This is a genomic window from Krasilnikovia sp. MM14-A1004 (assembly GCF_047159485.1).
Classification (GTDB): domain Bacteria; phylum Actinomycetota; class Actinomycetes; order Mycobacteriales; family Micromonosporaceae; genus Actinoplanes.
This window is the reverse complement of the sequence record NZ_AP038773.1, coordinates 1,636,252-1,657,442: the sequence shown is the minus strand read 5'-3', so window position 1 is coordinate 1,657,442 and position 21,191 is coordinate 1,636,252. Positions and strand designations below refer to the sequence as shown.

Here is a 21,191-nt window from a genome sequence, read left to right as displayed (position 1 = left end):
GCGCAGGGACCGGCGCAGTGTCAGCCCGGCCCTCGACGACGGCGGACGGCGCTATTTCCGGGCGGCCCCGGGTTGCGGTGTCGGGGCCGCCCGGAGGCTTCGATTCCGTAGCGGAGTGCTGCTCGGCCGGGGGTCCCGGTCAGCTCGCCGCCTGCCAGTTGAACGTCGCGGCCGCGGTGGCGCCCTGCTGGGCGTCCGGGGTCGTGGCGTTCAGGGTGTACGTGATGCGGTAGGTGCGGACCTGCCCGGCACCGGAGGGGGCGAAGGTGCCCACGCCGGACGCGAAGTCGGTCTTGGTGGTGCCGAAGGTGGCGAGGGTGCCGGTGTAGGTGGCCCCGCCCGCGGGGGTGAAGCCGGTGCAGCTGGAGAAGTCGCCGCCGGTGCCCTCCTCGACCTGCAGGTCGAGGTAGGGGGCCAGCGCGCCGGAGACGGCCGAGCCGTACAGCTTGACGGTGCCGGAGAGGCTGCCGTTGTAGGTCAGCTTGATGCACTTCTGGGCGGTCGAGCCGGGCCGCAGGCCGCTGGCGGTGAACATCGCCGTGGTGCTGTCGTCGTCGGCGAGGGCGACGGTGCCGGCGTTCCAGGAGTTCGCGGCGTTGTTGGTCGACGCGGTGAAGGCGGCGCTGGACGCCTGCCACATCACGCCCGTGCTGAGCGCGATGCCACCGACCACCGTCGCGGCCGCCGCGATCATGCTCATTCCGCCACGCTGCATCAGAAGGTCCTTCCCTCGACCGGAAGCTCTGAGTGCCAACCGGTGCTGTCGACATCAAAGGTCGGCCGCACAGGTCAACTCAGCCTCAATCGGGCTTCAAGGAACCGGCAAGGATCCGGCGGAGCTCTCCGGGCGAGGCAGAACCGGTTCAGGGCTCCGCACTCCACCAGCCATGGGTGCACCGGGAGTGTGCACCCCCGCCGGGCGTCCACAGAGGAAGTAACAGGGTGAAGGGGCCCAGCTTGCCGGCATCACGGCGCAGCAGTGCGGCGACCCGAGTTCGTGCGCTGCTCGCGCACTTGTCGGCGGCGGTAGCGGTCGAGAGCAGGTTCATCGCATGCCGGCCGCGAGCAGCATCGCGGACAGCCCACCCGGCACCGACGGCGAGACCCACCGCCAGGGCCGCGCGCATCGTGCGGGAACTGGACAATCTTCCCACCGACCCCGTGAACGCGGCCGGGCTCGCCACCGAAGCCGACACGCTGCTGCCGCTGTGGGCGCCAGAGCCGCCTCACGGTGTCTGCTTGGTCACTGTTAGTGGTCGGTGATGGCCGTTCCGGAACCTTCCGCAGTACCTTTTGCGACACCGTCAGTGGAGGTTCCGTGCCGCACCAGATGCCCGCTCGTTCCGACGGCTGGCAGCCCCGCACCAGCGCCGTCGATACCATCGTGTCGCACTACCGTGCCACGGTGGCCCCGGACCGCCGATCCGACGGTGAAAACGAACTCGCCGCACTCCTGTTGCTCGCGGTCGTGGCCTGCGCGGCACTGTTCACGTACACCGGGTCCGTCGCCCTTGCGACGATCGTCCCGCTCCTCCTCGCCGGCGGTGGTGCGGCAGTCGTCGTCGGCTCGCAGCGGCCGCCGTCCCTGCCGGTCGACGTGGACCTGTTCGCGCCACGAGGCGGTGCCGGGACACTGCCGGCCGGCTACCTGGTCAGCCCCGCCGTGTGGAACCTGGGAATGCGACAGCGGACCGCTGCGGTCTCCGGGCCGCACCTTGCAGCGGCAGCCGATCTGTGCCGGGAGTATCCCGGATCCGTCAATGGCCTTCTCGAATTCGTCGCCCGGATCGACGCCGGCACCGAGAGCCACGGCGCGACGGGACAAGCGCGCGTCACGCAGCTCGTGCGGGCCGGTGTAGCCGCGCTGGCGGGCGATGCACCGGAACCACCGCGGCCGATGTCGTTGGGGCCGCAGCCGCCGATCTTCCACCAGACTTCGCGGGTGCAGGGCACGACCGCGAAGGTGCCTGCCAGCGCCCACCGTCGCTGACCCCACCCGGATCGGCTCGCCGCCGAGGGGCTTGCGAGTTGTTTGCGGCCACGGCTCGCGAGTCTTCCGTACAGTGCGGGCATGGCGGACCTACGACAACGGATCATTGCCGAACTCGGCGTCAAGCCGACGATCGAGCCGAAGGTGGAGATCCGGTACCGGGTCGACTTTCTCAAGGATTACCTGCGGTCGACGCGGGCTGAAGGGTACGTGCTGGCCGTCAGTGGCGGCCAGGACAGTACGCTGGCCGGCCGCCTGTGTCAGCTCGCTGTCGAGGAGCTGCGTGGCGAGGGACACGCGGCGACGTTCGTCGCCGTGCGCCTTCCGTACGGTGTTCAAGCCGACGAGCACGATGCCCAGATCGCGGTCGGATTCGTCCAGCCCGATCGGTCGGTCACCGTGAACGTCCGACCGAGCGCGGACGCCGTGGTGGACGGGACCGCGCTCAGCCTCCAGAGTCTGCCGGGAGACGAGTCCCGGCTGCGGGATTTCGTGCGCGGCAACGTCAAGGCCCGCGAGCGGATGGTGATCCAGTACGCGATCGCGGGACAGCTGAGCCTGCTGGTCGTGGGAACCGACCACGCCGCAGAGGCAGTCACCGGGTTCTTCACCAAGTACGGCGACGGCGGTGTCGACGTCACTCCACTGACCGGCCTCACCAAGCGCCAGGGCGCCGCCCTGCTGCAGGAGTTGGGCGCTCCAGCGAGCACCTGGGAGAAGGTGCCGACCGCCGACCTCGAGGACGACCGGCCGGCGCTGCCCGACGAGGTGGCGCTGGGTCTGAGCTACCAGCAGATCGACGACTACCTCGAGGGCGTCGACGTCGCACCGGACGTGGCAGCGAAGATCGAATCGTTGCACCACGCCACGCGCCACAAGCGCGCCATGCCGGTGACTCCGGCCGATGTGTGGTGGCGCCCGGAATCCTGAGCGGTGGCTGGCTCCAGAACACGTTCCCGCTGAGGTGAAGGATTCCGGGCCGTACGTCTACGAGCCGAACTTCACCTTGACAGCCGAATCGGTGCCCACGTCGTCACAGATCTGGAGGTACGCGAGCGTCGTGTCGGTCGGCACGTCGAAGACCAGCAACTGGTCGACCGTCTTTCCGGGATCGATCGGCTCGTCGAGCCCCCGTTTCCCGTTGTTGACGTACCCCTCAGCGGTGGTGCTGCGGTCGAACACCCGTTCCGTGGGGCTGGTCGCTTCGAAGCCCCACGTCGGGTAGCTGTCGGTCTTCTCGCCGACGTTCTTCACCGAGAAGGAGACCACGCAGAACTTGCCCTTGGCCTTCTCCGTGCTGGAGTCGTCGTAGGGGGTCGCCGGGTCGTCGGGCTTGGTGATCTCCTGCTTGGTGCAGTCGACGCCACGGACCGTCGCCTCGAACGACATGACCTTCGCCGTCTCCCCAACCGCCACCTCGTCCGTACCGCCCGAACCGAAGAGCGAACCAATGAACGAGAACGAGAGAACAGTCGGCACGAGGAATCCCATCGCCACGAAGGCCCCCACGATGACCAGCACCCGCATCAGCTGTTGACGGTCCACTTGGGCCGGTGGCGTCCGTGTCGTGGTGATGGTGATGCGCGGTGTGCCGCCCGCGCCGAAGGGCCACGCGGTCCCGGCGGCCTGCGACGCCGGCATGGGAACCTCCCGCCGGCAGTACGGGCATCGCAGGAGACCGGCGTCCTGGTCGACCTCCATCGCGGCTCCGCAGGACGGGCAGTTGGAGGAGACGGCGGCGGACTGCATCGGGCCGGTCATCGGGGCATCGGGGGCGGCGTGTTGGCGAACAGGTGCGCAAGCTCGGGTATGTCCGCGGCTGGGGCCCATTGAGCCATTCCGGCCCGCCACACCAGCGTTTCCCGGGTGACCGCACCGGCGCCCACCTGCGCGGCAACAGTGCCGAGGTCCAATGGTCCGTGCTGACTGCCGTCCACACCGACGTACCACTGCGGGGTCACCGGCAACGGCGGCGGCTGCATGGGCACTGACGCGCGGCCGGTGTTTCCGTCGACGGCCCCACCCAGGCGCTGGCCGAAGACCATTCCGACGCCCAGCCCCGTACCCGTCCCGGCCGCGCCGGGGTTCCGGGCGGCGTCCTGGATGGCGTTGGCCGTCTGGAACGTCGTGTATCGCTGCAGATCGCCGATGATGCCCATTTGTGTACGCCGGTCGAGCGCCTGCTCCACCTCGGGCGGCACCGAGATGTTCTGCACGATGACGGTGGGAATCTTCAGGCCCATCGGGGCGAGTTGCTCGGCGAGCGCCTCGGTGAGCTGCGTACCGATGGCCTCCTGGTGGGCTGCCATGTCGAGTAGGGATACGTGTGCGGTGGCCAGCGATGAGGTCAACCGGCTCACGATCAACTGCTGGAGGTAACCGGCGACCTCCTCCGAACGGAATTCCGGGTCCGTGCCCACCAGCTCGGTGAGGAATCGCCGGGCATCGACGATGCGCAGGGTGTACGCGCCGTAGGCGCGCAGCCGCACCATGCCGAATTCCGGGTCCCGGACGATGACGGGGTTCTGGGTGCCCCACTTCAGGTCGGTGAACTGCCGGGTGTTGACGAAGTACACCTCGGCCTTGAAGGGCGACTCGAAGCCGTACTTCCATCCCTTGAGAGTGGACAGTACGGGGAGATTCTGGGTGTGCAGGGTGTGCGTGCCGGGACCGAAGGCGTCCGCGATGGTGCCCTCGTTGACGAACACGGCCACCTGCGATTCGCGCACCACGAGGCGGGCGCCCATCTTGATCTCGTTGTGATACCGCGGGAACCGCCACACGATCGTGTCGCGGCTGCCGTCCAGCCACTCGACGATATCGATGAATTCGCCGCGTACCCTATCCAGCATCGTCATACGGACCTACCCGACATCTCCAGCCGGCCGTGCTCGGCCCGCGTCATCCGGCCGGATGATATCAACCGTGATCAACGCCGTCGCGCGCCGGAACTCCGGTGCTCAGCGCTCCGCGCAGAAGGCGCGCAGGGCCGCCTCGTCGGCCGGGTCCATCGACTCGTACGTGCCGCGCAACTGGTCGGCCCGCTGGTCGACCGTCGTGATGGTCGCCGCCATGTCGCCCCACGGCATGCTGATGTGCAGCAGGGTCCGCACGATGCCGGGTGGCAGATGGAGGCTGTCAGCGGGCGCGGCGCGCAGCAGCAGGCCGCTGGTGGACACGTCCTCGACCTGACCGGACACCGCCACCAGCCGGTGGCCCGGTTCGGTGTCGAGTTGGACGGTGCCCGTCGCGGCGTACGTGCCGGGGCGCCGGGCGGCTCCGCGCCGCTGGACCACGTCGGTGGGTGGGTCGCCGGTGAGGGTGAGGGTGCCGTCACGCAACTCCGCCTCGGCCCAGGTGACACCGGCGCTGCTGACCAGTTCGAGGATGCCGAAGCGGCGGGTGCCGTCCGGGCTGAGCACCGGTATCGGCGGCAGCTCGGCCAGGAACGGCGCGCTGACCTCGGCCATCGTGATCAGCGCGAGCGGCTGCTCGCCCGGGCACCGCAGCAGGAGCGTGCTGCCCGCCGGGACCGTGACCATCGGATCTCCCCGCTCGTACGTCCGCCTCCCCGAACGGTCTCACGGCCGCCTTCCGACCGACGGCCCCGCTGTCGACCGTCACGCTTCCGGCGTACGCGTCACCCTTCCCCTGACTCTAGTCGTGCGCTATGGTCGTGGACATGGTTGACATGGGACCAGATCTCATGGGGGCGCACGAGATCCGCGTTCGGCTGGGAGTCAGCCGGCAACGGACATACCAGCTCACCCTCCGGAGTGACTTCCCCGCTCCTGCGGCCAAGCTGGCCATGGGCAAAGTGTGGCTCGCCCAGGAAATCGAGAGGTGGATCACTGCCCGTCGGCTGGCCCGCTCAGCGGGTGACCGTCGCGCCGGGTCAGGTAGGTCTTAGCTCAGATCCACCCCCGCGCGGCCGATATTTCCTGCATTCCGACTGGAAAGAAGGTCCGCGCGCATGCTGCCCTCGGTGTGGAGGGGTGCCGCCTCCCGTCGTCAGGGCAGGATCAGGGCGAGCGCCCTGCGTACCATGCTGTCGCCCGCGGCGGCGATGATCTACATCCTGGGTACGCCGCACGGGCCGCACCGCCCGGTCATGCTGGCCGTCGCGGCCGGCATGGCCCTTCTGGGGCTGCTGGCGTGGGCGAGCGCTCCCGCGGTGGCGCGTTCGCGGCTGCGGGTGCCGATCCAGCTGGCCAGCGCTGTCGTGTCCCTTCTCGGCGTGTCCGGGCTGGCCCTGCTCGACGGCGGCGTGACCAGTCCGCTCGGTGCCCTGGAGTTGTTCTCGCTGGTCTTCTTCGCCGTCGTGCTTCCGGCGCGGATGTTCGCCCCGATGGCGCTGCTGTGCGTCGCGGCGTACGCGACGGTGGCGCTGGCCGGTGGCGCCGCGCCGCCGGGCTTCGCCTGGGTTTTCGCCTTCACCTACGGCGGGGTGGCCTACCTTGCCATGCGGCACTCGGCGGCGCTGGCGTCGCTGCGGCGGCGGTTGGGCGAGGTCTCGCGAATCGACGCGTTGACGGGGTGCCTCAACCGGCGTGGCTTCGACGAGCGCCTGGAGACCGAGTTCGCGGACGCGGCACGCCGGGGCGGGCCGGTCACCCTGGTCCTGGCCGACCTCGACCGGTTCAAGGAGGTCAACGACCGGCACGGTCACCGGGCCGGTGACGAGATGCTGGCCTGGACCGGCCGGACCCTGGCGCGCGGCATCCGGGGTAACGACTCGGTCGGCCGGATCGGCGGGGACGAGTTCGCGGCGGTGCTCGTCGACGCGGACGCCGACGACGCGCGCTCGGTGGTGGATCGGCTGCGCGCCGACCTCGACGCGGTGTCGCCCGCCAGCATCGGCTACGCGTCGTATCCCGCGGACGCGGACAGCCTGGCGGCGCTGCGGCAGCTCGCCGACGAGCGCGTCTACGCCGACAAACTCGCCCGCCAGCCCGGCGAGCTGTCCGGTGAGCCGGCGGCGCGGGCGCGGGTTCAGGTCGAGCGGCGGACGACCCCGGCGGTCACCGGACGGGAGCGGCGCCGCCGTTCGGTCGCGGACGGCGGCTGGCTGGGGGTTTCGGTCTGTACGGTCGGGCTCGGCTACGTCCTGCTGTTCGCGCAGGGGCATCCGCACCGCATCGGGATGGGCGTACTGCTGGCGGCCGGCTGGCTGCTGGGGGCGCTGGTCGTGGCCGGCGCCGAATGGCTCAGCCGATCGGCCGCGCTGCTCTGGTGGATGGCGAGCTTCGGCCTGGTGGAGTTCGTGCTCTCCACCGGCATCGTCGCGTTCAGCGGTGGGGCGACCAGCGCGCTGGCGGTCGGCTTGCTGGCGCCCATGCCACTGATCTCGCTGAGCACGCCGCCGCGGGTCGGTGTGCCGCTGCTGGGCCTGATCTCCAGCTGCTACCTGGCCGTCGCGGTGTTCGTCGGCGCGGCCAGTCCCTGGCACGTCGCGGTGCAGCTGGGCGGCACGATCGCGGTGACCATGGCGTGCGGGTCGCAGGGCGCCGAGGCCGGGCGGCAGCGCCGACGGCTGACCGAGTTGTCGCGCATGGACGCGCTGACCGGCATCCTCAACCGGCACGGTTTCGAGCAGCAGTTCGCCGCCACGCTGGGACGCGCCCATTCCGATCTCTCGCTGCTGATCCTGGACCTGGATCGCTTCAAGGAGGTCAACGACCGGCACGGGCATGCGGCGGGCGATGCGCTGCTCACCTGGGTCGCCGGGACCCTGCGGGAGCACGTGGAGCCGTCCGACGTGGTGGGCAGGCTCGGCGGTGACGAGTTCGTCGTCCTGCTCGCCTGCGCCGACACGGCGGAGGCGGCGGCCATCGCCGACCGGCTGCGTTCGGCGCTGGCCGAGCGCACCTCCGCCAGCATCGGTACGGCCACCCTCGGCCCGCACGGCAGCGACTTCGACGCCCTGTACGCCCACGCCGACGCGGATCTGTACGCCCGCAAGGGCCGCCGCAGCGCCCCTCCCCCGGCGCCCGCCCAGAATCGGCGCAGGCCGGCCCGCGGCTACGGGCACGCAGAGCGCCGGGAGGCCCCGGCGCCGGACGGGTTGCGACCCGCGTAACGCCTACGTCGGGAACGAACCGCAGATGCCGGGCCAGGCGGCCCTGTCCCGGTTCTTCCACGGCGAGTTCACGGCCAGGTCGAGGACAGGGCTGCCACTGAGGTCCACGTACCCGAGCGGTGGAGTGCCGCCGCACACCACCGTGCCGGTCTCCGCCAGGAACTTCGCTTCGAGCGCGCTGAGCCGCGGCGCCGCGAACGAGGTGCCGAAGCTGCCCGGCACCAGCGCCGGGCCGGTGCCGTCGAGCGTGACCTCGCCGGAGTTGAGCCGGGCGGTCACCTGCTTGTCGCCGTCCGCGCTGGCGCTGACCACGAAGTCCCACAGGGCCGGCGCGAACGGGAACGGCAGGCCCCGCCGGATCAGGTTCGCCGGGTCGTGGGCCCGGTCGGGGTCGGCCTTGGGGTCGGGGTACTTCACGCCGTTGCCGGCCGCACCGACCGGAATGACCTTCAGGCTGGCGCCGGAGGCCCCGGGCTCGACGAACTGGCTGCGGAAGCTGCGCCAGGCCGGGTCGTCGTAGATCGTCGACAGCGGGCGCTCCTTCACGGCGAAGTCGCGGATGTCGATGGTTTCGTAGAACGCGCCCGCCAGGTAGGTGCGCATCGGCAGGAGCGCGTCGTCGCGCAGCACGGTCGCGGTGAAGTCGCCGCCGCGCACGAGGGCGGGGTCGAGGTCGCCCGCCGGATCGAGGTAGGCGAGCAGGCCGGTCTTCAACGCCGGATCCTTCTGGATCATGGCGTCGTACGTCTGCAGCAGGGTGTCGAGATCCGCGTCGTTCAGCCAGCTGACGACGTCGCAGGGGACGACCACGAAACTCATGTTGAGCACGAAACGCTGGAAGCCGTCGCGCCGCAGGGTGGTGATCCGGTCCCGGATCGCGTCGAGCATGTCGTCGGTCCGGTACCTGTCGGTGTGCACGGCGACGAGCCGCGCCCGGTGGTACGCGCCGCCGATCGGGAACTTCCAATCGGTCGCCGTCTCGATGGGCGGGCCGGGCGCCGGCCGGGGTGTCGTCGTGGAGCCGATCGGCGGCTGGCCCAGGTCGGCGGTCAGTTCGTCGGCCAGCACGCGGTACACCATCTCGCCGTGGGCGTACGTGGAGACCGGCAGGTCGTCGCCCGCCCCGTTGGATCCGACGTCGTTGGTCCCGACCGTGCAGTTCTCGTCGCGGTCGCCCGGTTTGGCCTGAGGGTCCTTGCCCAGCCCGAAGTCGTCGACCACGAGTACGGCGACGTCGCCGGGCCGCGAGGGGTCCAGCCGTGGACCGGCCGCCGCGGCGCCACCGGCGGCGGCCGGTCCGATCAGGACGAGCAGGGCCAGCAGGGCCCCGTACGGGCGTGTCATGGAAACCTCCGGCGATTCCGCGGCTACCGGCAGCCTGGTCCGCGCGGCGGCCGTACGCAATGGATGTGACGGGTTATCGATCGCCGCGCAGGCTGTCGATCAGGTCTCGCAGGCCGGCGTCGGTGCAGTGGCGTGCCTGCAGCCGGTCGAACGCGGCCCGCGCGTCGCGCCCACGGCCGAGCGCGCCGCAGACGGCCGCGAGGTCCCGGCAGGCCCTGTCGCGCAGGTCGGTCAGCCAGGACACGCGGTCGCGGACGAACCCGGCGTCGGGCAGGCCGAGCAGCGGCGGCTCGGTCCACATCGCCAGCGCGCGCCCCAGCAGGTCCACGGCCACCGCGTCCTGGACGGCGGCGGCCCGGAACACCAGGTCGGCGAAGACGTGCAGGTCGACCTGGTCGTCGTCGAGCAGCAGGCGGTAGCCGGTGCGGGCCGAGCGTTCGGTCACCAGCAGGGCCGTGCCGTCGGTGCCGGGCGCGAGGCAGCGGCGCAGTTCGCCGATGCGCTTGTGCACGGCGACGCGTTGCTCGCGCCGGACCACCGCCGATGGATCGCCCCAGCAGTCGCGGTACAGGTCGTCGGCGTAGACCAGGCCGCCGCGGGCCAGCACCAGGCGGGCCAGCATGGTCCGGCTGATCGGCGGCAGCAGGATCCGGGCCCCGTCCACGTCGGCCCGGAACACCCCGAAGCCGGTGAACCGCAGCCGGGGCCGGAGCGGGGGCGCGACGGCACGGCAGGGCCGGGCGAGCGCGACGCGGTCGGCCGGGTCGGCATGAGCCGGGTCGGCATGAGTTAGTGCGGTGATCGTCATCGGTTCCTCCCCCGATTCGGTATGCCGGTCAGCCTGCGGCACCGGTCCGGGCGCCGGACAGGGGTGCGGCGGCAATGCTGACGGTTTGCGGTCGGATTGCTGAGGATCGGCAGGACGACAGCAGTGTGTGGCCCGTGGCGCGGGTGCGGTTGGATGGATCGTGGGCGCGAGGAGGAGCTGTGGCCGGATTCAGCAAGCACCGGTGGCCGGCCGACGGCCCGGAGCGCGAGCTGCTGGAGTACCTGGACGAGCTGCACCGCGTGCACGGTCAGCCCTCGATGGCCCGGATCGGCAAGGCGGTGGGGCTGGCCGCGGGCACGGTGTCCGCGTTCTTCACCGCGGCCCGCCCCATCGGGCCGGAACGGCTCGAAGCCGTCGTCGGGTTCCTGGGCGGTGACCCGGCGCGGGCAGAGCGGCTACGGCGGTCGGCGGCCACGGTCCGCAACGACCGCCGCGCGGGCGTGCCAGCCGCACCGGCGGGCTCCGGGCCGGTCTGGTCGGCCGCCACCGACGACGACAGTACGACCAGACTCGACGTGATCCTGTTCGACACCGCGGCGAACCGGCTGAACCGCCCGGAGCTGATGGTCGGCCGACAACGCGTCATCGAGACGGTGACCGCCTGGCTGGACGGCAACGGCCGGGTCCTGCTGTACGGGCTGGGCGGCGCCGGCAAGACCGCGATCGCCGCGACCGTCGCCGACCGGTGCGTCGACGCGCACCGGGGGCCGTACGTCTGGATGCGGGTCGGTGACGCCGACGCCGACGTCGTCCTGGACGGGCTGGCCCGGTGCCTGTCCACGGCGTTCGGGACCGGGGAGGCCCTGCCACCGGGCGGCGATTCCCGCCTGCTGGCGATCGCGGGCCAGCTCTCGCAGTCCGGGATCCGACTGTGCGTCCTGGACGACGTGTGGAACCCGGCCGCGCTGCACACCGTCCTCCAGGCGATACCGGCCGACGTCGCAGTGCTGGTCACCTCCCGGCTCCGGCTGGGCCTCGCGCATCAGGTGGAGGTGGACGGCCTGGAGGCGGCCGAGGCGGTACGCCTGCTGGCCCACCACGCGCACGACGACGCCGTCGCGGCGCAACCCGACGCCGAGGCGCTCTGCCGGGATCTGAGGTTCCATCCGTACCTGATCGAGATCGCCGGGCATCGCCTGCGCCAGTACGCGCTGACCCCGGCCGAGCTGCGCCGCGACGTCGACGGTTCGCCGCACGAGCTGGAGATGCCCGCCGGGTTCGCCGCGCCGGGGCGGCAGAACGGCCGCCGCCTGCTGGACACCACGATCGGCGCGCTGCCGCACGCCGACGCCCGGGACGCGCTGGCCGCGGTCGGCGCGTTGTTCAGCGGCAGCGTCACACCGGAACTGCTCTCCTGCTACCTGGGCATCGGCCCGGGCCGGGCACGGTCGGCGCTCAACGCCCTGGTCGACGTGAGCTTCGCCAAGCGCTCGGGCGGCGCGTACGTGATCCATGATCTGACCGTCAGCTACGCCCGCACGGTGCTGCGCAGCGACGGGGCGACGACGGCGGTGGGTGCGGTCCGCGCATTCGTGGCGGCCTACGCCGACGACCACGCGGTGATCGCCCGCGACCTCGACAACGTGGTGGCGGCGGCCGGGCGCGGCGCGGACGACGACGTCGTCGCGATCGTGGAAGCCCTGGCCGGTCGCGGGTATCTGGACACGCACGGGCACACGCTGGCGCTGCTGCGGATGCTCGACGCCGCCATCGACTCCAGCCGCGGCGAGCAGGCCACCGAACGGCTGCACCTGTTGCTGAGCAAGCGCGGCAACGCCGCCTTCAACGCCGGGGAGTTCGACGAGGCGGTCGGCTTCTACCGCGACGCGCTCGCGCTGGCGCCGACCGCGCAGCGCCGGGTCATCATGCTCAGTGTCATCGCCAAGGCGCTGGCCGAGGCGGGGCACCACGATCCGGCCGAACAGACGTTCGCGGAGGCGTACGCGCTGGCCGAGGGGGACGATGCGGGCACGATGCGGGTCCTGGAGGCGCACAGCGTCGCGGCGTTCCGGCGGCACGACTACGCCCGCGTGCGGGAGCTGACCGAGCGCGGTGTCCAGCTCAGCCGTGCCCTGGGCGACCGGGCGACGGAGGCCATCTTCCTCAACAACCTCGGCTCGGCCACGTTCGAGCTGGGCGTCGAGACGGCGTTGCGCTATCACCACGAGGCGAAGGCGATCGCCGTGGACACCAGCAACGAGCACATCCTCGCCATCACCCACCGGTGCATCGGTGCCGATTACCACGCCCAGGAGCAGTTCGAGCGGGCCAGGGACAACTTCGCCGAGGCGCTGCGCCTGTACGGGCGGCTGGGCCAGACCCAGCGCGAGGCGAAGGTGCGCCAGCTGATGCGCCAGTTCGGCTATCTGACACCAGCGGACTGACGGCACTTCGGAAGCAGCCGCGGCGTTGATTCGCCAGCGGCGATCGCCGTCTGCTTGGTCGATCCACCCCGGGCGTTCACCAGCTCGTGAGGAGAGGAACGGCCATGACATTCAACCGCACACGGAGAACGAGGACCATGGTGCTCGGCGCCATGGCGCTGATGACCCTGCTGGCGTCCACCCTCTGGGCGCCGGCCAGCGCGGCGCAGCCTGCCCGGCGCGACTGGCAGGCCGGCATCGCCGCGGCCCCCCGGCCGGGGCGGGGCTGTTACACAGCCACCTATCCGCGGCTCGCCTGGCGGACGGTGCGGTGCGCCACCGCACCCGAGATTCCGCAGCCGCCGCACCGCGGGCCGCGACCGCTGGTGATCGGCAACGGCAGCGACATCGCGGCGCGGGTGCCGAGCGGGTTCATCTCGACCGCGATCGGCTCGTTCGACAGTGTCGTCAATGTGACCAGCGAGAGCGGGCCGATCGGCAACTCCGGGCCGTCGATCGCGAACGCGTACACGTTGCAGCTCAACACCAACTTCTTCGCCAGCACGGCATGTGCGGGCTCACCGAACCCCGCCTGCCAGGGCTGGGAGCAGTTCGTGTACGGCAACGACGGCTCCTCCGGCGTCGCGTTCATCCAGTACTGGCTGCTGCAGTACAACGCGCCGTGCCCCGCCGGGGTCGGCTGGAACACGTTCTCGTTCGTCGGCGACTCGGACATCTACTGCTGGAAGAACAACACGGGCGGCGCGGTCGGCGTACCCAACCAGCCGATCACCAACCTGGGCTCGCTCAGCCTGTCCGGTCAGGCGACCGCGGGCGGCGACAGCGTCACCCTGTTCGACGGTGCCACGGCGTACACGCGGGTCGGTGACAACGCCGTCAACGCGGCCGTCGGCTGGGACACCGCCGAGTTCAACGTGTTCGGCTACGGCGGCAACAGCGCCGGCGGCGGCACGGCCAGCTTCAACCCGGGCGCGGCGCTGACCGTGCGCACCAGGACCATCTACGGGGGTACGGCGGCGCCGATCTGCGTGGCCACCGGGTTCACGGCGGAGAAGAACAACCTCAGCTTCGGTACGCCCGCCCCGGTGTGGACGCCGCCCGGCCCGGCCGTACGGTTCGTCGAGGACACCGTCGGCGGCGCCGCCACGAACTGCGCGGCGGCCACCACCATCGGTGACGTCCACGCGCACACCGTCGCCGGTCTGGCGTACGACTTCCAGGCCGTCGGCGACTTCGAGCTGGCGCAGACCGGGCCGGACTTCGAGGTGCAGGCACGACACGTGTCCGGCGCGCCGACGTGGCCGAACGCCTCCGTCAACCAGGCCGTCGCGACGCGGATGGGCGGCACTGCGGTGGCCGTCTGCGGCGGGCCCCGGCTCGTGGTGGACGGCAAGGGTGTCCAAATCCGGGAGGGCAAACCGCTGTCGCTGCCGTCCGGTGTGGACATCTGGCTCACCGGCGGGGCGTACGTGGTGACCGATCAGAGCGGCAACAGCGTCCGGATCACCCCGCACAGCGCACCCGACTACATGGACGTGTCGGTGGGTGTCGGCACCTGGCCGACGAAGGTACGCGGGCTGCTCGGCAACCCGGACAACAACGTGCAGCTCCTCGAAGCCAGCGACGGGACCGTGTTCCAGGTCCCGCTCTCCTTCGACGACCTGTACTACCGCTACGGCGACAGCTGGCGGGTCACGCCGACCGACTCGCTACTGGCTCCGTGCGGCACCAAGGTCGAGGAGAGCAACCCCGCGAAGCCGTTCTTCGCGCAGGACCTCGACCCGAAGCTCCGCGAACGGGGAATGTCGATCTGCCGCCAGGCCGAGGTCCAGGACGCCTGGATCGATGCCTGCACGCTCGACGTCGCGGTGCTCGGCGAGAAGGCGGCGGCGGTGTACGTCGGCAAGCCGCCACCCGTCCTCGACGGCAACCGGTAACCGCACCGCCTCGCACACGTCTGGCCGGCCCGGGGTGGCCGGCCAGATGTGTGCCCGGCGGCGGGTCAGTCGCGGTCGCGGTAGGCGCGGGGCCGCCGTTCGCGGGGCGTACCCGCGACGACGCGGTTGCGTCCCGCGCCCTTGGCCGCGTAGAGGTTCCGGTCCGCCGTGGACAGTGCCGCCGACTGGCTGCGCGGCGACGTCTCGTTCACCCCGGCCACACCGATGCTGACGGTGACGGGCAGCTCCCCGGCGATGTCGCGCCAGTCGTGGTCGCTGACGGCCTGCCGGATCCCGTCGACGGCCGTGGTCGCGGCGGCCAGCGCCGTCGCGGGCAGCACCATCAGGAACTCCTCGCCGCCGAGCCGGGCCACGAACCCGTCCGGGGCGACCGCGGCGAGTTCGGACTCCAGCAGCTTGGCGACGCGTACCAGGACCTGGTCGCCGGTGTCGTGCGACAGCGTGTCGTTGATCCGTTTGAAATGGTCGACGTCGGCGATCGCCACCACCAGGTCCGGATCCGTGGCGACCAGGGCGGGCAACTCCTCGTCGACGTAGCGGCGGTTGCGCAGCCCGGTCAACGGGTCGCGGCGGGCCTGCTCGCGGAACTGCTCGGCCTCCTGGCGCGCCTCGGCGGTCTCGAACATCGCGTGCCGGGTCTGCGCCTGCGCCTCGCGCTGCTGCGAACGCAGGTTCTCGCGGGCGTCGAAGAAGACCTTCTGTTCGGCGAACGCCGCGCCGAAGTCGCCGCGGGCCGCGTACATCTCGGCCTGCTCCTGGTGTACGCGCACCATGACCTCGTGCAGGTCCCGCTCCGTGCACAGCTTCCGGGAGGAGTCCAGGCTCGCCTGGGCGCCGTCCAGGTCGCCCAGGCCGCGCAGCGCGCGGGACAGGGTCAGCAGGTATTCGGCCATGTCGTCGGCGTCGTCGCTGTAACCCGCGTGGTAGCGGGCGATGCACTGCCGCATGGTGCGTTCGGCCTCGGCGTACTGGCCGTTCTCGATCTGGATGCCGCCGATGGTGTCCAGGGCCGTCGGGTCCAGGTCGAAGCCGTGCTCCGCCGCGTGCGCCGTGAGCCGCGCGGCCACCTGCTCGGCGCGAGCGAACTCCCCCGCCGTGAATTCGCAGTACGCCCAGTTGTTCAGCACGACCGTGAGCAGCTCCCACTGCTCCAGTTCCCGGGCCAGCTGTTCGGCCTGGCGGAACCGGGGCCGGGCCGAGTCCACCGGGCCGTTGAGGACCAGCGCCTCGGCCAGCCGCAGCCGGTGCGCCACCTGCATGTACGGCGTCGCCGTCTCGTCCAGCAGCTCGACCGCGCTCAGCGCGTGCTCCAGCATCTTGGCCGCGTCACCGGCCAGCCGCTGCACGTTCCCGCACGCCATGTGGGTACGCGACTGCAACCGGCGGTCGCCGTGCGCGACGGCCCACTGGTGCAGGGCGTGGATCTGCCGTGCGGCGGTGGCGATGTCGCCGGTGCGCAGCAGCATCCCGGCCGCGCACAGGCGGGCGCGGACCAGCAGCCCCTCGTCGCCGAGGGCGGAGGCGCGCCGTTCGAGGTCGACCGCGGCGGCATGGCAGGCCTCGATGTTCAGGACGATCTGGTCCTCCAGGGCCAGCAGCGCAGCCGACAGCTCCTCCGGGTCCATCACGCCGTCCTCCACCGGTCAGTCGTTCCGAAAACCGATCGGCCCGGTGCGCGCGGGGTTGAAGCAAATACCTGACACGTGGGCGGGGACACGTCCGGTTGCCCGTCCCGGTGGTGGCGGCGCGGTTCGCAAGGACCGGCCGTCCGGCGGTGGCATGCTCGCCTCATGGGCGAGTGCACAGAGGGCCGCGAGGCCGCGCTCGGGCTGACCGAGGCCACCCTCACGGTTCTGCCGGCCCTGGAGCGCTGGCTGGAGTTCACCGACGTCACCGGGCCGGCCCGCCGCCGCGAGAGCTGGCGGGCGGCGCTGGACACGCCGTTGCCCGAACACGGCGCCGGCGCCCCGGCGACCCTCGCCGAACTGGCCGACCGGGTCGTCGCCAACGGGTTGCCCGTCGGCGCACCCCGGTTCACCGGCTTCATCACCACCGGCCCACCGGCGGTACCGGCCGTCGCCCAGTTCGCGGCCGCCCTGGCCAGCCCCCAGCGGTACGCGGTGAGCGCCTTCAACCTGCTCGAAGACGTCTCGCTGCGCTGGCTGGCCCGGCTCTGCGGGCTGGACGAGCCGGTCGCCGGGGTCTACAGCAGCGGCGGTTCGGTGGCGAACCTGCTGGCCCTCGGGGCCGCCCGCCAGTCCGCGTTCGAGCGGCGCGGCGTCGACGTCGGCCGCGACGGCCTGCCGCCCGGCGCCCGCGGCCGGATCTACGCCAGCGCCGAGGCGCACCACACCATCCAGCGGGCCGCCGCGGTGCTGGGACTCGGCCGCGACGGCGTCCGGGCCGTACCGGTCGACGCGCACCAGCGGATCCGCCCCGACCTGCTGGCCGACCTGATCGACGCGGACGTCGCCGCCGGGGCCGTTCCGGTCGCCGTCGTGGGCGTGGCGGGCACGACCAACACCGGGGCGATCGACCCGCTGAACGCGCTGGCCGACATCGCCGAACGCCACGACGTCTGGCTGCACGTCGACGGCGCCTACGGTCTGCCCGCGGCCGGTGTCCAGGAAATGTCCGACCGTTTCGACGGGATGCGCCGCGCGCAGTCCTGGATCGTGGACCCGCACAAGTGGCTGGCCACGGGCGTCGGCTGCGCCGCCACGTACGTGCGCGACCCGCAACTGCTGCACCGGTGCTTCACCCAGACCCCGGCGGCGTACCTGGCGATGCCCGGACACGGCGCGGTGGCCTCACCGTTCGAGGAGTTCGGTGTGCACTACGACGACATGGGCGTGGAGCTGTCGGCGCCGCCGCGGGGCGTCCTGGTCTGGGCGGTGCTGCACGAGATCGGCCGCGCGGGCCTGCACGAGCGGATCCGCCGGCACGTCGGGTACGCCCGCCGCCTCACCGAGCTGGCCCGCGACCATCCCCGCCTGGAGGCGCTGACCGAGCCGGAACTGTCGGTGGCCTGCGTGCGGTACCGCCCGGCGCACCCGGTCGGCGACGCGGAGCTGGACCGGCTCAACGAGGAACTGCTGCGCCGCCTTTGGCGCGGCACCGGCTACCTGCCGACCAGCACCGTCGTGGACGGCCGGTTCGCGATCCGGCCGTGCTTCATCGGCGTACGCCACCGCGAGGCCGACGTGGACGGGCTGGCGCAACGCCTCGTCGACGTCGGCGACGCCGTGACCGCCGAGTGGGGCTGAACGTCAGACGTCATCCGCTTCCAGCTCGGCGTGCAGCTCGTCCGGCGCGCGCATGCGCCAGGCGTCGGTCACCAGCTCGCTCAGGCGTTCGACACTCACCCGCGGCAGTTGCAGCATCACCAGCGGCAGGCCGTCGTACCCGGCGGTGGTGAAGAACAGATCGGGCTCGCCCAGCAGCAGCGCCTGCTTCTCGGCCTCGTCGCCCACGTACAGCACCGCGACGTCGGTGCGGATCACCCGCGGCTTTCCCGGCCTGCGCTCGGGGTAGGACCAGACGAAACCCTTGTCGGCGACGCGGAAGTCGAACCCGTCGCTGGCGATCTCCACCACGTGCGGCAGACCCAGCGCCAGGCGGCGAACGTCGTCGGCGTCAGCCACCCGCCCTCCTCCCGTACCCCCGTTTGTGTCCCGAGGCTATCCTGCGCCGATGCATCCCACCTCGGTCGGCCTGCCGTGCTCGGCAACGCGCTGAGCGGCTATCGGCTGGCGTTGATCCACGGGGATCGGCTGCTGGCCGCGGTGCTGCCCGCGCTCGCGCTGTCATTGATCGGCTCGCTGGCACTGGATCTGTCGATGGGCCGCGACCAGATGGTGGTCGTCGACGGCGGCCTGCTCGTCGGCGGCCCGGCCGACCTGCGGGTGTGGCTCAAGCTGGCGCTGACCGGTGTCGCCTGGCTGCTGGCGCTGACCGCGGGGACGGTGGCCCTGGTCGGTGCGCTGCGCGAGCGCCCGGTGGATCCGTTCCGGGCGTTGATGGTGGCCTGCCGCACGTTCCCGGTGCTGGCGCTGGGCATGTGCGCGGTCGGCGGCGCCATCGTTCTCCCGATCCGGGTGGTCGCCGGTGTCGCCGGCGCGGTCGAGGCTCCGCTCGGCATCATCGTCGTGGTGGCGGCGCTGGCGTTGGTCGCGCTGACCGCGGCGCGGATGCTGCTGGGCGTGGCGACCCGGGTGTTCGGCGGCTCCGCGTGGGAGCTGACAAGGGGGCGGGTGCTCGGCACCGCCGGGGCGTTCCTGCTCGGCGGCGTCGTGTGTCCGGCTCTCGCCTCGTCCGTCGTCGACCGGCTGGAGACGCTGACGACCCGGCCCGCGGTGACCGATGTGTTCGACGCGGTCCTGCTGACCGGTGTCGTCGCCGTCCAGGCGGGCATCCTCGCCCACGTCTATGTCCGGCAGGTCGGGGCGCGGTGTGCCACGGATCTCGGCGCGGTCGATGCCCGGCTGGCGCCGCTGGCCGGCCGGCGGGTGGGCTGGGTCTGGTTCGGCCTGGGCGCGATGGCGCTCCCCGTGCTGGTGTCGACCGGCGTCGCCGCGGCGAACCCCTACGGCGCGCCCGCGCTGCGGTCCACCCGACCGCCCGGAGGCGCCGTGGCCGCGGAGTGGCCGGCCGGGCAGCATCCGGTCATCGTCACCAATACCGTGGTGCGGTTCTGCGACACCGACCTGTGCGACCGCTACGTCGACCAGGTCGCCGTTCCCTCGGCGGTCGAGGGCATGAGTTCGACCGGCGTCGGTGCGGACGGCACGGTCGTCACGGCGACGACCAGCGGCGGCATGGACAACGGCGGGCCTTTCATCGAGTACGGGCGGTGCACGCGCACCGGCTGCACCCGAGCGTGGTTGCCGGTCCGCGCCTCGGCCAGGGAACCGTTCGGCTGGCCGGAATTCGCCGCGTCCAGTGCGCCCGACGGCGCGATCTGGTTCGCGCTGGCGATGCCGTCGCCGGAGGACCGGCCGGGGCGGCCCACGTACACGATCTCGCTGATCCGATGCGCGCAGGTGCCCTGCGACAAGCCCGAGCGGCACGTGGTCGGCACCGTCGAGCGCACGCCGGGTGACGGCTTCCCGAACGACCAGCGCGGCCGGCTGTCGATCGGCGCCGATGGGCGTCCGGTCGCCGCGTTCTGGACCGGGCGCTCCGTGCACGTGGTGACCTGCGAGCCGGTCACCTGCGCCAACCCTCGGGCGACGGATACGGACGCCGCGCCGCCCGACGCACGGTGGAGCATGCCGACCGCCCCCGGTCAGAACGTCGTGTCGCTGCGGGGCGGCGAGCTGTTCGTCGGCGGCAGCGGGATCAGCCTGGCCGGCGACGTCGCGAAGGAGTCGGGTGCGGTGACCGTCGCCGGTGCCGACGTCTACGCCACGGCAGCGGTGGCCACCGGCACGGTCACGGATCAGCAGCCAGGTGCGCGGATCACGATCGGCCGGGCGCGCGGGTCATGGCAGCAGATCCTGTGGCGCTGCCGTGGGCAGCAGTGCCTGCAATTCGACCGCGTGCCCCTCGACCTGCCCGCCGACCCGGCCGGGCACGAGGTGCTGGCGGTCGGCGGGGACGGGCGGGTGCTCATCGTCCGGGAGGACCGCGTCCTGCTGGTCACCCCGCCACCGGCCGCCCCGGCGTAACCGGGCTAGAGGTACATAGCGCGCAGCCGGGGATCGAGCGTCTCGTCGGGTCCACCGGCGAGCGTGCTGAGCACGTCGCGCAGCGCGCCCATCGCCGCCGCGCCGTGCGCGCGCGTCAGGCGCCGTTCGTAGCCCTGATGGAAGCGGCGCGCCGCGGCCAGCGCCGCGTCGCCCCGGTCGGTCAGCTCCAGGCGATGCGCGCGCCTGTCGTTCGGATCCGGGGTACGGCGGACGTAGCCGCGCCGCTGCATGTCGTCGACGATCTGCGCCGCGGCCTGCTTGGTCACGTCGAGCCGGACAGCGAGTTCGCTGATGGACATCGGGCGCGCGCCCAGCGCCCGGAACACGAACCCGTCGGAACGGCCCAGATCGTCGAAGCCCTGCTCCGCCAGGTGGCTGCGGAGGTCGCGGACGAAGTTCTGGTACGCGAGCGCCAGCAGGATGCCGAGATCGAGGGGTTGCGCTTGTGCCGCCATGTCCTCATGATAGACAAGTCAGCTTGGACAAGCTGGCTTGTCTATCTGGAGGAACGATGCACATCATCCGCACCGCGCAGGCCCCACGCTTCGAGGTGCCGGGCGTCGAATTCACCGCGCTGGCCGCACCCAGCCGCGGTTCGGCCGACATCTGCACCTGGCTGCTCACGGTGGAACCGGGGCTCAAGTCACCGGAGCCGCACACCCTCGACTCCGACGAGGTCTTCATGGTCGTCTCCGGCACCGTCCAACTCGGCCCGGACGCCGAGCCGCTCGGCCCCGGCGACGCCGCCGTCGTACCGGCGGGCCAGCCGATCCAGCTGTGCAACCCCGGCGACCAGCCGGCCACGGTGTACGTGGCGATCCGTTCCGGGTTCATCGGCCGGACCGCCGACGGCACGTCGATCGGCACGCCACCCTGGGGGCAGTGACCGGCGCCGGCCGCGACTTGGTGGACGGGCC

The 21,191-nt window shown here is 71.9% G+C and carries 17 protein-coding genes; 8 read left to right on the top strand and 9 right to left on the bottom strand.

All coding sequences use genetic code 11. The features are described from left to right. Positions 1-139 precede the first annotated feature (139 nt). Positions 140-700 carry a hypothetical protein gene (locus ACMCNN_RS07625; protein ID WP_412742428.1) on the bottom strand — a complete coding sequence of 187 codons (561 nt, stop codon included), beginning with the start codon at positions 698-700 and terminating at the stop codon, positions 140-142. A 618-nt stretch (positions 701-1,318) separates the two neighbouring features. Here ACMCNN_RS07625 and ACMCNN_RS07620 point away from each other — a divergent pair. Both ACMCNN_RS07620 and nadE read left to right on the top strand, forming a co-directional pair. After that, positions 1,319-1,990, top strand: coding sequence for a hypothetical protein (locus tag ACMCNN_RS07620; protein ID WP_412745467.1), 672 nt, complete (start codon positions 1,319-1,321; stop codon positions 1,988-1,990). A gap of 81 nt (positions 1,991-2,071) precedes the next feature. Continuing rightward, positions 2,072-2,920, top strand: a complete 849-nt coding sequence (nadE, locus tag ACMCNN_RS07615; protein ID WP_412745466.1) for an ammonia-dependent NAD(+) synthetase — start codon at positions 2,072-2,074, stop codon at positions 2,918-2,920. Positions 2,921-2,977: 57 nt separating this feature from the next. Here the strand turns inward: nadE and ACMCNN_RS07610 are convergent, their stop codons facing one another. From ACMCNN_RS07610 to ACMCNN_RS07600, 3 genes are all read right to left on the bottom strand, one after another. Then, positions 2,978-3,631 (bottom strand): DUF4352 domain-containing protein, encoded by a 654-nt coding sequence (locus tag ACMCNN_RS07610; protein WP_412745465.1) that lies wholly within the window; start codon positions 3,629-3,631, stop codon positions 2,978-2,980. 116 nt (positions 3,632-3,747) lie between these two features. Beyond that, positions 3,748-4,848, bottom strand: coding sequence for an SPFH domain-containing protein (locus ACMCNN_RS07605; RefSeq protein WP_412745464.1), 1,101 nt, complete (start codon positions 4,846-4,848; stop codon positions 3,748-3,750). A 102-nt stretch (positions 4,849-4,950) separates the two neighbouring features. Beyond that, on the bottom strand, positions 4,951-5,532 hold the full coding sequence (locus ACMCNN_RS07600; protein ID WP_412745463.1) for a hypothetical protein: 582 nt from the start codon (positions 5,530-5,532) through the stop codon (positions 4,951-4,953). 503 nt (positions 5,533-6,035) lie between these two features. Between ACMCNN_RS07600 and ACMCNN_RS07595 the strand changes: the two genes are divergently transcribed. Next, the gene (locus ACMCNN_RS07595) at positions 6,036-8,069 is read left to right on the top strand and encodes a GGDEF domain-containing protein (protein WP_412745462.1); all 2,034 of its coding nucleotides are present in this window, start codon (positions 6,036-6,038) and stop codon (positions 8,067-8,069) included. Between the two features lie 3 nt (positions 8,070-8,072). Here the strand turns inward: ACMCNN_RS07595 and ACMCNN_RS07590 are convergent, their stop codons facing one another. Both ACMCNN_RS07590 and ACMCNN_RS07585 read right to left on the bottom strand, forming a co-directional pair. Then, on the bottom strand, positions 8,073-9,413 hold the full coding sequence (locus ACMCNN_RS07590; protein WP_412745461.1) for a hypothetical protein: 1,341 nt from the start codon (positions 9,411-9,413) through the stop codon (positions 8,073-8,075). 73 nt (positions 9,414-9,486) lie between these two features. Beyond that, a complete protein-coding gene (locus tag ACMCNN_RS07585) occupies positions 9,487-10,221 on the bottom strand; it encodes an AfsR/SARP family transcriptional regulator (RefSeq protein ID WP_412745460.1) in 735 nt (244 codons plus the stop codon). A gap of 179 nt (positions 10,222-10,400) precedes the next feature. Here ACMCNN_RS07585 and ACMCNN_RS07580 point away from each other — a divergent pair, with 179 nt between their 5' ends. Then, on the top strand, positions 10,401-12,626 hold the full coding sequence (locus ACMCNN_RS07580) for a tetratricopeptide repeat protein (protein WP_412745459.1): 2,226 nt from the start codon (positions 10,401-10,403) through the stop codon (positions 12,624-12,626). Between the two features lie 104 nt (positions 12,627-12,730). Beyond that, positions 12,731-14,563: a hypothetical protein gene (locus tag ACMCNN_RS07575; RefSeq protein WP_412745458.1), complete on the top strand. Its 1,833-nt coding sequence runs from the start codon at positions 12,731-12,733 to the stop codon at positions 14,561-14,563. 65 nt (positions 14,564-14,628) lie between these two features. On the opposite strand, the gene ACMCNN_RS07570 is transcribed toward ACMCNN_RS07575, so the two are convergent. Continuing rightward, the gene (locus ACMCNN_RS07570) at positions 14,629-16,209 is read right to left on the bottom strand and encodes a diguanylate cyclase (RefSeq protein WP_412747093.1); all 1,581 of its coding nucleotides are present in this window, start codon (positions 16,207-16,209) and stop codon (positions 14,629-14,631) included. Between the two features lie 165 nt (positions 16,210-16,374). Between ACMCNN_RS07570 and ACMCNN_RS07565 the strand changes: the two genes are divergently transcribed. Continuing rightward, entirely contained in the window at positions 16,375-17,850 is a 1,476-nt protein-coding gene (locus tag ACMCNN_RS07565) for a pyridoxal phosphate-dependent decarboxylase family protein (protein ID WP_412745457.1), read from the top strand. Positions 17,851-17,853: 3 nt separating this feature from the next. Here ACMCNN_RS07565 and ACMCNN_RS07560 read toward each other — a convergent pair whose 3' ends face one another. Continuing rightward, entirely contained in the window at positions 17,854-18,228 is a 375-nt protein-coding gene (locus tag ACMCNN_RS07560; protein ID WP_412745456.1) for an MmcQ/YjbR family DNA-binding protein, read from the bottom strand. A gap of 75 nt (positions 18,229-18,303) precedes the next feature. Here ACMCNN_RS07560 and ACMCNN_RS07555 point away from each other — a divergent pair, with 75 nt between their 5' ends. Beyond that, positions 18,304-20,253, top strand: coding sequence for a hypothetical protein (locus ACMCNN_RS07555; protein ID WP_412745455.1), 1,950 nt, complete (start codon positions 18,304-18,306; stop codon positions 20,251-20,253). A 5-nt stretch (positions 20,254-20,258) separates the two neighbouring features. Here the strand turns inward: ACMCNN_RS07555 and ACMCNN_RS07550 are convergent, their stop codons facing one another. Next, complete coding sequence (locus ACMCNN_RS07550) at positions 20,259-20,729, bottom strand: MarR family winged helix-turn-helix transcriptional regulator (protein WP_412745454.1); 471 nt, start codon at positions 20,727-20,729, stop codon at positions 20,259-20,261. A 56-nt stretch (positions 20,730-20,785) separates the two neighbouring features. Between ACMCNN_RS07550 and ACMCNN_RS07545 the strand changes: the two genes are divergently transcribed. After that, on the top strand, positions 20,786-21,160 hold the full coding sequence (locus tag ACMCNN_RS07545; protein WP_412745453.1) for a cupin domain-containing protein: 375 nt from the start codon (positions 20,786-20,788) through the stop codon (positions 21,158-21,160). The last annotated feature ends 31 nt before the right edge of the window (positions 21,161-21,191 follow it).

What these genes read in the sequence shown, in the direction of transcription:
- ACMCNN_RS07600 (WP_412745463.1), bottom strand. Translation starts at nt 5,532, where the DNA reads ATGGTCACGGTCCCGGCGGGCAGCACGCTCCTGCTGCGGTGCCCGGGC.
- ACMCNN_RS07610 (WP_412745465.1), bottom strand. Translation starts at nt 3,631, where the DNA reads ATGCCGGCGTCGCAGGCCGCCGGGACCGCGTGGCCCTTCGGCGCGGGC.
- ACMCNN_RS07590 (WP_412745461.1), bottom strand. Translation starts at nt 9,413, where the DNA reads ATGACACGCCCGTACGGGGCCCTGCTGGCCCTGCTCGTCCTGATCGGA.
- ACMCNN_RS07550 (WP_412745454.1), bottom strand. Translation starts at nt 20,729, where the DNA reads ATGGCGGCACAAGCGCAACCCCTCGATCTCGGCATCCTGCTGGCGCTC.
- ACMCNN_RS07595 (WP_412745462.1), top strand. Translation starts at nt 6,036, where the DNA reads ATGCTGTCGCCCGCGGCGGCGATGATCTACATCCTGGGTACGCCGCAC.
- ACMCNN_RS07565 (WP_412745457.1), top strand. Translation starts at nt 16,375, where the DNA reads ATGGGCGAGTGCACAGAGGGCCGCGAGGCCGCGCTCGGGCTGACCGAG.
- ACMCNN_RS07605 (WP_412745464.1), bottom strand. Translation starts at nt 4,848, where the DNA reads ATGACGATGCTGGATAGGGTACGCGGCGAATTCATCGATATCGTCGAG.
- nadE (WP_412745466.1), top strand. Translation starts at nt 2,072, where the DNA reads ATGGCGGACCTACGACAACGGATCATTGCCGAACTCGGCGTCAAGCCG.
- ACMCNN_RS07570 (WP_412747093.1), bottom strand. Translation starts at nt 16,209, where the DNA reads ATGGACCCGGAGGAGCTGTCGGCTGCGCTGCTGGCCCTGGAGGACCAG.
- ACMCNN_RS07625 (WP_412742428.1), bottom strand. Translation starts at nt 700, where the DNA reads ATGAGCATGATCGCGGCGGCCGCGACGGTGGTCGGTGGCATCGCGCTC.
- ACMCNN_RS07545 (WP_412745453.1), top strand. Translation starts at nt 20,786, where the DNA reads ATGCACATCATCCGCACCGCGCAGGCCCCACGCTTCGAGGTGCCGGGC.
- ACMCNN_RS07575 (WP_412745458.1), top strand. Translation starts at nt 12,731, where the DNA reads ATGACATTCAACCGCACACGGAGAACGAGGACCATGGTGCTCGGCGCC.
- ACMCNN_RS07585 (WP_412745460.1), bottom strand. Translation starts at nt 10,221, where the DNA reads ATGACGATCACCGCACTAACTCATGCCGACCCGGCTCATGCCGACCCG.